The following is a 12,064-nucleotide window of genomic DNA, read 5'->3' as shown; positions in this document are numbered from 1 at the left end:
GCTACTCCTTAGCGTTTTTCTCTAGTGAGGTATGGCGAATTTGTACTTGGTGTCCTTTGTTGGAGAAGTATTCACCGATTTGCTGAGTTAAGTACACCGAGCGGTGCTTACCACCAGTACAACCGATTGCAACGGTCAGGTAGCTGCGGTTGTTTTTCTCAAGCAGAGGTAACCAATTCTCTATAAAGCTTTCAATTTGATATTTCAAACTTAACACCGATTGGTGTTGCTCTAAAAATGCGGCGATAGGAGCATCCAGACCTGTAAGCGGGCGTAGTGCTGGTTCCCAATGTGGGTTAGGTAAGAAGCGAACGTCGAATACGTAATCGGCATCGGAAGGCAGGCCGTATTTAAAACCAAAAGACTCAAATACCATAACGAGCCCTTTGCGATCTCTGCCTTCAACGCGCATACGCACGGTTTCACTCAATTCATGCAAAGACTGCCCACTACTATTTAGGACCAGATCTGCATGCGCTTTGAGTGGCGTCAAAATTTGCTTCTCACGCTCGATGGCTTGATCGAGCGAGAGGGAGGTGCCACCTAAAGATAACGGGTGAATTCGGCGTGTTTCGCTGTAGCGTTTGAGTAGCGTTTCTTTATTAGCGTCCAAGAAAAGCACGGTCACATCAAGCTCAGTTTTTAACTGTTCTAGTGTACTCGTCAGTTCTTTTAGCTTTTTAGGAATATTACGAATATCAATGCTGACTGCAACATTCTGTTTGCTGTCAGCAACAGAATGAACAAATGCGTCCAGCAAGTTAACTGGCAGGTTATCAACACAGTAGTAACCTAAGTCTTCCAGTACACGAAGCGCAATACTTTTACCGGCACCTGAGTGCCCGCTAACAACGATTAGTCTCATGGAGTTAGTCCTGCTTATTGGTGAATCATGATGTCGTAAAGTTCTTCATCACTCTGAGCATTACGCAGTAGTTTTAATACTTGCTTATCGCTCAGACGTTCTGCCATAGAGGATAGAGTCTTGAGGTGCTCTTTGCACTGTTCTTCTGGTACAAGGAGCGCAAAAAGAAGATCGACAGGTCGATTGTCAATCGCATCAAATTCGATTGCTTCATCACATTGCAGTAAGACAGCAATGGCCTTGTCGCTTGATTGCATTCTCGCGTGAGGGATCGCAATACCGTTTCCGATACCGGTACTGCCCATTTTTTCTCTATTGAGCATGCATTCGAACAGCTCGGTAGAATCTTGGCCCGTTTGATCAGCCACGATACGGCTGATCATTTCAAGGGCGCGTTTTTTACTCGTGCAGTGGACCGCACTTTTGGTGCAGTCCAATGACAGTATTTCGCTCAGTTGCATGATTAATGACTGTTTAGTTTTTCTTTGTGCTTATTAAGTTGGCGAACCAATTTATCTACCAGCGAATCGATCGCGGCATACATATTTTCGTCATCGGCTGATGCGTGGATTTCGCCTTGATTTATGTGAAGCGTAGCTTCCGCGATTTGAGTAATTTTTTCAACTTTTAGTACAACATGCACTTGATTGATATGGTCGAAGAACCTTTCGAGCTTCTGAAACTTAGAATTTACATAGTCTTGCATTGAATCGGTAAGATCAACGTGATGGCCTTGAATATTGATTTGCATAGACTTTCCTTTTCAGTTAGTGCCTTATAATAGGCGTTTACGCTGACTTGAAGGGGCAATTCCCAAGGATTCGCGATATTTGGCTATCGTACGTCTTGCGACCTGAATCCCTTGGTCAGCCAGAAGAGCAGCAATCTTGCTATCACTCAGTGGTTTGGCAGTATTCTCTGCTGCGACCAGTTTTTTAATGAGTGCACGAATTGCTGTTGACGAACATTCTCCGCCGTTGTCAGTACTAACATGGCTAGAGAAGAAGTACTTCAATTCAAAAATACCACGTGGTGTATGCATAAACTTTTGCGTTGTTACACGAGAAATCGTGGATTCATGCATGTCCACAGCCAAAGCGACATCATTGAGTACCATTGGCTTCATGGCTTCCTCACCATACTCGAAGAAATCTTGTTGATGTTCAACAATACATCTTGCAACTTTGAGTAGCGTCTCGTTTCTACTCTCTAAGCTCTTAATTAACCATTTTGCCTCTTGCAAATTGCTGCGGATGTACTGGCTATCCGCGCTATTACCTTTGCCTAATTGAGCATATTGTTGATTTACTTTTAATTTTGGCACGCTATCCGGGTTTATAGAAACGGTCCATTTGCCATTGTCTTTAAAAACGGATACGTCTGGAATTACGTACTCGGTATCATCAGGAGTGATGCGACTACCTGGACGAGGATCTAACTGTTGGATAAGCTTTAAGACTTCACGAAGATCGGCTTCTTTCAGCTTAGTCTCTTTGATGACGAGCTTGTAGTCTCGGTTGCCTAGGTGATCAATATGATCCGCAAGTATCATTTTGGCTTCAGCAAGCCACGGCGTGTCTTCTGGGAAGGTCGTCAGTTGCAGTAACAAACATTCTTGTAAGTTACGTGATGCAACTCCAAGAGGATCGAATTGTTGAATGCGTTTACGAACGGCTTCTACTTCGTCTAACTCTATCTCTTCATTATCGAAGCTCTCATGAATCTCTTCAGGCGACAAAGTTAAATAGCCGTAGTCGTCAACAGCGTCAATAATCGCTAATGCAATCGTGCGGTCGGTTTCACTGAATGGTGTTAGGTCAAGCTGCCACATGAGGTAATCATGTAACGATTCAGTGGTTTCGCCTTGGTAGACGGGCATATCATCATCAAGAGCTAAGCCAGTGCTACCAGTATTAGCGCTGTAGACGTCATCCCAAGTCGTGTCGATTTCAAGTTCAGAGCTAATTTCTGATTTCTCTATCACATCGGAGCTATCTGGAACGTCAATTTCTGTTGGTTCGCTAGCACTGTTGCTATCAGCAGCCTCGACCGCTGACTTATCTTCACCGTTTGCTAGAGGCTCGTCTTGGCCTTCTTCAACTTCCAATAATGGGTTTGAGTCCAACGCTTCTTGGATTTCTTGTTGAAGATCGAGTGTCGACAATTGCAATAAGCGAATCGCTTGCTGCAACTGTGGCGTCATGGCTAACTGCTGACCTAGCTTGAGTTGTAATGAAGGTTTCATTCAGTGTTACTTACCTTGTAATGCTCAGAATCTTACCGTTCCTAATATAATCATAGACGGAATTGTTCGCCGAGATAAACTTGTTTCACCTGTTCATTATTGAGAACTTCTGCCGGAGTTCCCGATGCAATTAGGTGCCCTTGGCTCACGATATAGGCTTTTTCACATACGTCCAGTGTTTCACGTACATTATGGTCAGTGATTAACACTCCGAGACCACGATCGCGCAGATGCTCAATGATTTTCTTGATGTCATTAACCGAAATTGGGTCAACACCAGCGAAAGGTTCATCCAATAAAATGAACTGAGGGTTGGCCGCTAAAGCTCGAGCGATTTCCACCCTGCGTCGCTCACCCCCTGATAGTGCCATACCAGCACTGGTTCTGATGTGCTGGATGTGGAATTCTTCCAACAAATCTTCCAGTTTATCTTGGCGCTCTTCCCTCGTCATTTCTTGACGAGTTTCAAGTACGGCCATGATGTTATCTTCTACTGAAAGCTTACGGAAAATCGACGCTTCTTGCGGAAGATAGCCAATGCCAAGGCGTGAACGGCTATGCATCGGTAAAATACTGATGTCATTGTCGTCAATGGTAATGGTGCCCTCATCACGAGGTACTAAGCCGACAATCATGTAAAACGAGGTGGTTTTACCCGCGCCGTTTGGACCGAGTAGCCCAACAATCTGACCAGATTCAACTTCTAAGCTAACATCAGTGACGACTTTGCGTTTTTTGTAGCTTTTCGCCAAGTTTTTCGCACTCAGTACTGCCATATTAGTTCTCTATCTGATTGGGTTGCAAAATGGTCGTAACGCGCTCTTCCTTAGAGCTATCTGCGACTAGCTTTTGTTTACCAATTTGGTAACGAATCGAAGAACCTTTGATGGTGTTGTTGTCTTGCGCCAGCTGCGCTTGACCTTTCATGGTCAGTTCGTCTGTAGAAATACGGTAATCCAGCTCCGTAGCTTGACCACTAAGTGTTTTACCATCGTCCATCAGCTGAGAAAACTTCGCAGGTTTACCAAATGCTTGAATCTGTTTAATTGCTTCGGTTTTAGGATCGCGAGTTACCACGATTCTATCAGCATCGATATTGATGCTCCCTTGCTTAAGAGATACATCGCCTTCAAAAACAACCTGGTTACTCTTCATATCCACCTGTTGGGTGTCAGAGTTTATGTAAACCGGCTGTTGAGTATCCGACTTGAGTGCCAGCGCTTGAGGCGCCGCCAATACCAGTGCCAGTAGGCTAAGGTGTAACGGTTTCATATCGACCTTGAACTTCATCTGTCAGAGTCGCAGTATGCTGTTTTAAGTTACCTTGCATTGCGCCTCCAGTAGTTTCAAATTGTGGTCCAACCAACATTACTTGTTGGTCAGCTTTAAAATCACGATTGGTTAGATTAATGACCAATTTGTCTGTTGCCATGGTATCAAAACTTGCACCAGGCAGAAGGTTTTGCATTAAGACTTTGTCATATAAAGTCAAAACTTGGTCTTCATCTAACACTGCTCTTGTGGCAGTCACCTTCCATTCAATGACGCTACCTTCACGGTAAACCATCAAAGTCGGGTTATTAAAAATAGTATCTCCACTCTTAGCATAATGGTCTAAGTTAGTGGAGCGAATGATGTAACTGCGGACACCATCTTCACCGTAGGTGATATTTTCTAATCCAGAACCACTGAACATGGGCAGTTCAGAATCTGGTGCTACTTGAATTGCGTCGTTGCCTTTAGGGGTTAGTAGGTAATAACCGCACCACGCTACAACGAAGATCAAGAGCAAATAAATAAGGCGAGTAAAACTCATATAATGAAGGCCTATCGTTTAGCTCAGTACTTCCCTGACCATTGCCTTTATTCGTCTAATAAATGATTTAAATGTTTGTGCTGATATTACATCACGCCAGCTTTTAGTAAATCGTGCATGTTCAGTGCACCCACAATTTTTTCGTCTTTACATAAAATCAGAGCGTTAATGTTTTTATTCTGCATCAAGTTCAAACCTTCAACCGCCAGCATATCAGGGTGTGCTGTGGTTGGGTTTGTCGTCATGACCTCGCCAATTGCCGTCGTATGAATATCGATACGCTTGTCTAAGGTACGACGTAAATCACCATCGGTGAATATACCAAGCATAGCATCGTGCTCATCGACGATGGCTGTCATGCCTAACCCCTTTTCTGAAATTTCAAGCAGGGCATCGCGAATTAATGCGTCAGGAGAAACTTTAGGTAACGCTTCTCCAAAGTGCATAATATCAGACAACTTAAGTAGCAGTTTTCTCCCCAGTGCACCACCTGGGTGAGATAGGGCAAAATCTTCGGCAGAAAAACCACGAGCTTGAAGCAGAGCTACGGCTAATGCATCTCCCATCACTAATGTGGCAGTCGTACTGCTAGTTGGCGCCAGGCCTAACGGACAAGCTTCTTGAGGTACCGTAATTTGCAGGTGTAAGTCAGACAGCTTGGCCATATTTGATTCTGGCTTACCTGTCATGCTGATGATCTTAATATTTAGGCGCTTTAATACTGGAAATAGAGACAGAATTTCGTTTGATTCACCAGAGTTAGAAATTGCCAGCACGATGTCACCAGGGCTGATCATACCCAAGTCACCATGTGCGGCTTCGCCTGGATGAACGAAAAACGCCGAAGTCCCAGTGCTTGCCAGAGTGGCGGCAATCTTGTTACCAATATGGCCTGACTTGCCAATACCCATAACGACAACTTTGCCGTTGTTGGAAAGGATAAGTTCACACGCTTTTTCAAATTGATCATCAAAGTAGGTATCTAGCTCTTGCAGAGCAGCAACTTCGATATCAAGAACTTGTTTAGCAGCAGCGCGAAAATCAAATTGATTGGACATATCAGATCTCTACTTATTGATCGTGGTAATTAAGCGGTCATGTTTGCGAATAAGTACACTTGGTAACCTAAGAAGCACACAAACAAGATGGCACCTTCAATACGGTTAATACTGCGTGATTTACCCAAACACATCGCGACAAGTAACAATGAAACGCCTAACATGACCCAGAAGTCACGTCCCATCGCGTACTCACTGAGCACCGATGGATTAATGATGCCAGGAATCCCCATTACCGCCAGAATGTTAAACACATTCGAACCGATAATGTTACCGACAGCCATGTCGTCTTCACCCTTTAAAACTCCCGCAAGTGATGCGGCTAGTTCTGGCAGGCTAGTGCCAATGGCGATAATAGTTAGACCGATAACAAGGTCGCTCATACCAAAGTGTTTAGCAATAATTACCGCGTTATCAACCAGCATGCTGGCTGCCAAAGGAAGCAGTATCAAGCCAATAACCACCCACATGATTGCTTTAGGGTTACTGACGCCTTCTGGGATCTCTGACTCTTGGTCATCAAGAAAAACATCACCTGATTTTTGCTCTTTGCGGCTGATTTGCAACATAGCAAATAAAAATGCCCCAAAGAGTACAAACAATAAGACACCCTCATAAAAACCGAGATGGCTATTCCAAAGCAGAATACCAGCGAGTACGGTTACGGCTATCATGAGTGGAAGTTCTCGGCGGATGACGGCGGAGCTAATCGACAAAGGCTTGATCAGCGCTGTAATACCTAGGATTAACGCAATGTTCGCTATGTTGGAGCCTAATACGTTACCCACCGCTGTATCTGTTTTGCCATCCCAAGCAGCGGTTGCAGATACCATCATCTCAGGGGCGGATGAGCCCATCGCAAGGATTGTCATGCCGATGACAAGCGGGGAAATACCGACGTTGCGGGCTATCGCTGCAGAGCCAAAAACAAGTTTATCTGCACTCCAAACAAGCAAAACAAGACCGACTATAAGCAACGCAACGGCTTCGAGCATGAGAATTCCTAAGTATTAAATAAGTAAAATGAATAACCGCTAATTTTGACCTTTTGCGGCCTAAAATGGAAGATAAACGAAGAATAAATTAAAGGTTAGTAACGAAAATGTATGTAAATCTCACTCATTTAAATGAGCAATTCTGGTCTAGGATTTAAACACTTCGTGCTAATTAGGTCATAAACCATGAGAAATTGCAGGGATATACTCGACTTTATTTAATTGAACAGTGCTTTAAATTCAACGCCAATGTGCTTATGATTGCAGCCTAATAAATGTACCGACGTTACTTTATTAAACGTAGAATTCAACTCCGATGAGTATCTGCTTGATGATTCCGTGAGTTGCAACGCTCCTACAGTAGAAGAGATGATATGTCGAACAACGATTTAGTCACCGTGAACAACCTCACTTTTTCACGGGGAGAACGCATGATCTTTGATGATATTGATCTGCATGTTCCTGAGGGCAAAGTGACGGCCATTATGGGACCATCGGGAATTGGTAAAACAACACTGCTGCGTTTGATTGGTGGTCAGTTGTATCCCGAGCAAGGAGAGATCTGGTTTGATGGCGACAATATTCCCTCTCTCTCGCGTAAAAAACTCTACCATGCTCGAAAGAAAATGAGCATGTTGTTCCAGTCAGGGGCTTTATTCACTGATTTGAATGTTTTTGATAATGTCGCCTTTCCATTGAGAGAGCATACCGATTTATCGGAAGATTTGATTCGCACCATGGTGTTACTCAAGCTCGAAGCTGTCGGTCTACGCGGCGCGGCGCAATTAATGCCGAGTGAGCTTTCAGGTGGTATGGCAAGACGCGCTGCTTTGGCTCGTGCAATCGCACTTGACCCTGACCTGATCATGTACGATGAGCCGTTTGTGGGGCAAGACCCAATCACTATGGGCGTTTTGGTTGAGCTAATTAGCAATCTAAACCAAGCGTTAGGTTTGACCTCTATTGTGGTTTCTCACGACGTACCTGAAGTCATGAGTATTGCTGACTGGGTATACCTGATGGCCGATGGAAAAATCATCGCCTATGGTACGCCAGAAGAGCTGACTCAAAACTCTGATCCTCGTGTCCAGCAGTTCTTACAAGGTGATGCCGACGGTCCTGTACCGTTTCGTTTCCCTTCTCAAAGTATCGAAAAGGACTTATTTGATGGTCGATAACTTCATTCACTTTGTCGCCTCGCTGGGTCGACGCACGCTTTCTATTTGCGGAGCATTTGGTCGTGCGACTTTCATGTTGATTGGGGCGCTATTTTCTAAGCCACAACCGATCAAAAGCTTTCCTCTGCTTGTTAAGCAACTTTATTCTGTAGGTGTTCAGTCGCTAGCGATCATCGTCGTATCTGGTCTGTTTATTGGAATGGTTTTGAGTCTACAAGGCTATGTTGTGTTGGTGGATTACGGCGCAGAAGGCAGTTTGGGGCAAATGGTAGCGCTTTCGTTACTCCGTGAATTAGGACCTGTTGTTACTGCACTTTTGTTTGCTGGTCGTGCCGGTTCTGCGTTAACCGCAGAGATAGGTCTAATGAAAGCAACGGAACAACTGTCTAGCCTTGAAATGATGGCGGTAGACCCATTGAAACGAGTGATTGCACCACGGTTTTGGGCTGGGGTTATCTCAATGCCTTTACTGGCTATGATTTTCATGGCTGTGGGAATTTGGGGCGCTCAGCTTGTTGGTGTTGACTGGAAAGGCGTTGATCACGGCAGTTTTTGGTCAGCGATGCAGTCCTCTGTTGAGCTAGGACAAGACATTGGTAACAGTATGATCAAATGTTTTGCGTTTGCAATTACGGTTACTTGGGTCGCTCTATTTAACGGTTATGATGCTATTCCAACATCGGAAGGGATCAGCCGAGCAACTACGCGCACTGTTGTGCATTCTTCTTTAGCAGTACTAGGATTAGACTTTGTACTGACCGCATTGATGTTTGGGAATTAATCATGCAACAAACACGTAAAACTGAATTATGGGTTGGCAGCTTTGTATTAGCGGGAATTTGCGCGATTCTTGTGATGATTTTTCAAGTTGCTGACGTAAAAAGCATTGGCTCTGGTGATACTTATACCCTCAAAGCCGAGTTCGATAATATTGGCAGTTTAAAAGTTCGTTCGCCCGTAAAAGTGGGGGGCGTTGTGATTGGTCGAGTAAGTAGTATTTCGCTTAACCCAGACAACTTATTGCCAGTTGTAACACTATCTATCAATAGTAAATACAATCAGTTCCCAGAAACGTCGAGCGTACAAATTTTGACATCTGGCCTGATTGGTGAGCAATACATTGGTTTAGTACCTGGCTTCGTTTTTGATGATGAAGTCATGCTGGTGGATGGTGATACCATCGAAGACACCAAATCGGCGCTTGTGCTTGAAGACTTAATTGGTCAAGTACTATACAGCGTAGGTGGTTCAGACGACTCAAGTAAGGAATAACTATGTTAGCGAGATTACTACTTTCAGTTTGTGCTGTGTTTAGCGTCTTTGGAGCAACAGCAGCAGAGGTGGATAAAACTGAACCTTATAAGATGATGAAGCAGGTAGCTGAAGTCACGTTCGAAAGATTGAAAGCCGAACAGCCGAAAATCAAACAAGATCCAAATTTACTTAAAGTGATCGTTGAAGAAGAGCTAATGCCTTACGTCAACTACCGCTATGCAGGGTTAAAACTTCTTGGTCCAAACTTAAAAGGTGCTAAGCGTGAAGATGTACTTGAGTTTATCGATGCATTTCGTGTGTACCTGATTGCGTCTTATGCACAAGTGTTGACGCAATACTCTGACCAAAAAATTGAGTTTGGTCCTGAGCCTAGCATTGATGACTCTAAGCGTATTACAAGCATTAAAGTTGATATCATCGATACTCCGCGTCCAAACATCAAACTTGAGTTTAAACTGCGTAAAGACAACCAGTCTGGTGAGTGGGAAGCATTCGATATGATTGCAGAGGGCATTAGTTTGCTTTCTAGTAAACAATCCGAATGGAACAGTAAAATTCGTCAAGAAGGTATTCTATCTGTTGCTAAAGACCTAGAAAAATTGGCCGCAGAACCGATCCGCTTCGAGGCGAAGAAATAATGGCCCAGACTCCCGCTCAGTGGCAATTGGATCAAAACATTCTTAAGCTAACAGGGGCACTTGATAGAGATACAGTGCCTTCATTGTGGGCGTATGCACAGCAATGGCAACCTGCTCAATCGGAGCTGGAATGCTCGCTAAAAGAGATAGAGCGCGTCGACTCTGCAGGAATGGTGATGTTAATCCACTTATTAGAGCATGCAAAAAAGCAAAACTGTCATATAATGCTCAGTTTCGTGCCGGCGCAACTGCGCACTTTGTTTCAACTGAGCAATGTTGAATCTTTAGTGGCCAAACACATACAGAATTATCAGGGGTAAATTGTGGATAGCGCAAAAGTACAACAGTTATTAGAAGAAGCACTAAACCTTCAAGAAGTGCATGTGAAAGGTGAAGGTAGCCACTATGAAGTGGTTGCTGTTGATGCTTGTTTCGATGGAATGAGCCGCGTTAAGAAGCAGCAGCTAATTTATGCTCCTCTGATGGAATACATCCAGCGTAACGACATTCACGCATTATCAATCAAAGCGTTCACACCAGAAGAGTGGGCTCGTGATAAGAAATTGATGTCGCTTTAAGGTTTATTGATGGAAAAGTTTCGAGTTATTGGGTCAGATAAACCACTAGTTGGTGAAGTGACCATTTCAGGTGCAAAAAACGCAGCACTGCCGATTTTATTTGCGTCTATCTTGGCGGAAGAGCCAGTAGAAGTGGCAAACGTACCACACCTTCGTGATATCGATACAACCATGGAATTGCTTAAGCGTTTAGGCGCGAAAGTAAGCCGCAATGGCTCTGTTCATGTTGATCCAAGCAGTATTACAGAATACTGCGCGCCTTATGATTTGGTGAAAACCATGCGTGCTTCTATTTGGGCTTTGGGTCCTTTGGTGGCGCGCTTTGGTCAAGGTCAGGTTTCTTTACCAGGCGGTTGTGCTATTGGCGCTCGTCCTGTGGATCTGCATATTTCTGGTTTAGAGCAGCTTGGCGCAACCATTACATTAGAAGATGGTTATGTGAAAGCAGAAGTGGATGGTCGTCTAAAAGGCGCGCACATCGTGATGGATAAAGTCAGCGTAGGCGCGACGATCACCATCATGTGTGCCGCAGCGCTGGCGGAAGGCACAACAACACTAGATAACGCTGCGCGTGAGCCTGAAATCGTCGATACCGCTGATTTCCTAAATAAGCTTGGCGCAAAAATCTCTGGCGCTGGCACAGATACCATTACGATTGAAGGTGTTGAGCGCCTAGGCGGTTGTAAACACAACGTGGTTGCTGACCGTATTGAGACGGGAACATTCCTTGTCGCAGCAGCAGTATCTGGCGGTAAAGTGGTATGTCGCAACACTAATGCTCATTTGCTTGAAGCGGTTCTCGCCAAGCTGGAAGAAGCTGGCGCGCTTGTCGAAACGGGTGAAGATTGGATCTCGGTTGATATGACCGACCGCGAGCTAAAAGCGGTAAGTGTACGTACTGCGCCACATCCTGGTTTCCCGACGGATATGCAAGCTCAATTTACGCTTCTGAACATGATGGCGAAAGGTGGCGGCGTGATCACAGAGACTATCTTTGAAAACCGCTTTATGCACGTACCAGAACTCATGCGTATGGGCGCTAAAGCTGAGATCGAAGGCAATACGGTTATCTGTGGTGATGTTGAGTCACTCAGCGGTGCGCAAGTGATGGCAACCGATCTACGAGCTTCGGCTAGTTTGGTTATTGCAGGTTGCATTGCTAAAGGCGAAACCGTCGTTGATCGTATTTACCATATCGACCGTGGTTACGACAAAATCGAAAATAAACTGGCTGCACTTGGCGCAAATATTGAGCGAGTGAGCTAGGCAAGTTAAACTGCACCGCAGGTAACTTGGATATCAAGAGAGCCGAAACCTGAGTTTCGGCTTTTTTATATCACTCTCATGACCATATTTTCCCTTTATGGAAAGAGAGATATTAATAGCTGTATCTGGCAAAAGCCGGTTCCTGGAGAA

16 protein-coding genes are annotated in these 12,064 nt (G+C 44.6%); 7 read left to right on the top strand and 9 right to left on the bottom strand.

What is annotated here, in order from left to right:
• Position 1: 1 nt before the first annotated feature.
• From rapZ to R7040_RS19845, 9 genes are all read right to left on the bottom strand, one after another.
• Positions 2-865 carry an RNase adapter RapZ gene (gene rapZ, locus R7040_RS19885; RefSeq protein WP_054577138.1) on the bottom strand — a complete coding sequence of 288 codons (864 nt, stop codon included), beginning with the start codon at positions 863-865 and terminating at the stop codon, positions 2-4.
• Between the two features lie 14 nt (positions 866-879).
• Positions 880-1,326 carry a PTS IIA-like nitrogen regulatory protein PtsN gene (gene ptsN, locus R7040_RS19880; protein ID WP_005381116.1) on the bottom strand — a complete coding sequence of 149 codons (447 nt, stop codon included), beginning with the start codon at positions 1,324-1,326 and terminating at the stop codon, positions 880-882.
• 2 nt (positions 1,327-1,328) lie between these two features.
• Positions 1,329-1,616 carry a ribosome hibernation promoting factor gene (hpf, locus tag R7040_RS19875; RefSeq protein WP_005381114.1) on the bottom strand — a complete coding sequence of 96 codons (288 nt, stop codon included), beginning with the start codon at positions 1,614-1,616 and terminating at the stop codon, positions 1,329-1,331.
• Positions 1,617-1,640: 24 nt separating this feature from the next.
• Positions 1,641-3,110 carry an RNA polymerase factor sigma-54 gene (locus R7040_RS19870; protein WP_005381112.1) on the bottom strand — a complete coding sequence of 490 codons (1,470 nt, stop codon included), beginning with the start codon at positions 3,108-3,110 and terminating at the stop codon, positions 1,641-1,643.
• Positions 3,111-3,160: 50 nt separating this feature from the next.
• Entirely contained in the window at positions 3,161-3,886 is a 726-nt protein-coding gene (gene lptB / locus R7040_RS19865; RefSeq protein ID WP_005381111.1) for an LPS export ABC transporter ATP-binding protein, read from the bottom strand.
• Position 3,887: 1 nt separating this feature from the next.
• Positions 3,888-4,382, bottom strand: a complete 495-nt coding sequence (gene lptA, locus R7040_RS19860) for a lipopolysaccharide transport periplasmic protein LptA (RefSeq protein ID WP_005381109.1) — start codon at positions 4,380-4,382, stop codon at positions 3,888-3,890.
• Positions 4,363-4,926 carry an LPS export ABC transporter periplasmic protein LptC gene (lptC, locus tag R7040_RS19855; protein WP_005381106.1) on the bottom strand — a complete coding sequence of 188 codons (564 nt, stop codon included), beginning with the start codon at positions 4,924-4,926 and terminating at the stop codon, positions 4,363-4,365. The genes lptA and lptC overlap by 20 nt, the downstream gene beginning before the upstream one ends.
• An 86-nt stretch (positions 4,927-5,012) precedes the next feature.
• Complete coding sequence (gene kdsD, locus R7040_RS19850) at positions 5,013-5,984, bottom strand: arabinose-5-phosphate isomerase KdsD (RefSeq protein WP_005381104.1); 972 nt, start codon at positions 5,982-5,984, stop codon at positions 5,013-5,015.
• A 29-nt stretch (positions 5,985-6,013) separates the two neighbouring features.
• The gene (locus R7040_RS19845) at positions 6,014-6,979 is read right to left on the bottom strand and encodes a calcium/sodium antiporter (RefSeq protein ID WP_005381102.1); all 966 of its coding nucleotides are present in this window, start codon (positions 6,977-6,979) and stop codon (positions 6,014-6,016) included.
• Positions 6,980-7,353: 374 nt separating this feature from the next.
• Between R7040_RS19845 and mlaF the strand changes: the two genes are divergently transcribed.
• Genes mlaF through murA form a run of 7 tightly spaced genes read left to right on the top strand, consistent with a single transcriptional unit; the run spans position 7,354 to position 11,914 of the window.
• Positions 7,354-8,157, top strand: a complete 804-nt coding sequence (gene mlaF / locus R7040_RS19840) for a phospholipid ABC transporter ATP-binding protein MlaF (protein ID WP_005388422.1) — start codon at positions 7,354-7,356, stop codon at positions 8,155-8,157.
• Positions 8,147-8,938, top strand: coding sequence for a lipid asymmetry maintenance ABC transporter permease subunit MlaE (gene mlaE, locus R7040_RS19835; protein ID WP_025767616.1), 792 nt, complete (start codon positions 8,147-8,149; stop codon positions 8,936-8,938). Before mlaF ends, mlaE begins: the two co-directional genes overlap by 11 nt.
• Before the next feature lie 2 nt (positions 8,939-8,940).
• Positions 8,941-9,429, top strand: a complete 489-nt coding sequence (gene mlaD, locus R7040_RS19830; protein WP_005381099.1) for an outer membrane lipid asymmetry maintenance protein MlaD — start codon at positions 8,941-8,943, stop codon at positions 9,427-9,429.
• Between the two features lie 2 nt (positions 9,430-9,431).
• Positions 9,432-10,070, top strand: coding sequence for a phospholipid-binding protein MlaC (gene mlaC, locus R7040_RS19825; RefSeq protein WP_318081488.1), 639 nt, complete (start codon positions 9,432-9,434; stop codon positions 10,068-10,070).
• Positions 10,070-10,390 (top strand): lipid asymmetry maintenance protein MlaB, encoded by a 321-nt coding sequence (locus tag R7040_RS19820; protein ID WP_005381093.1) that lies wholly within the window; start codon positions 10,070-10,072, stop codon positions 10,388-10,390. The genes mlaC and R7040_RS19820 overlap by 1 nt, the downstream gene beginning before the upstream one ends.
• Positions 10,391-10,393: 3 nt before the next feature.
• Positions 10,394-10,648: a BolA family iron metabolism protein IbaG gene (ibaG, locus tag R7040_RS19815; protein ID WP_005381092.1), complete on the top strand. Its 255-nt coding sequence runs from the start codon at positions 10,394-10,396 to the stop codon at positions 10,646-10,648.
• Positions 10,649-10,657: 9 nt separating this feature from the next.
• Positions 10,658-11,914, top strand: coding sequence for a UDP-N-acetylglucosamine 1-carboxyvinyltransferase (gene murA / locus R7040_RS19810; protein ID WP_005388419.1), 1,257 nt, complete (start codon positions 10,658-10,660; stop codon positions 11,912-11,914).
• Positions 11,915-12,064 lie beyond the last annotated feature (150 nt).

It is taken from the genome of Vibrio sp. 1069 (assembly GCF_033340555.1).
Note: the sequence above shows the minus strand (reverse complement) of the source record. Positions and strands in the feature narration are given on the sequence as shown.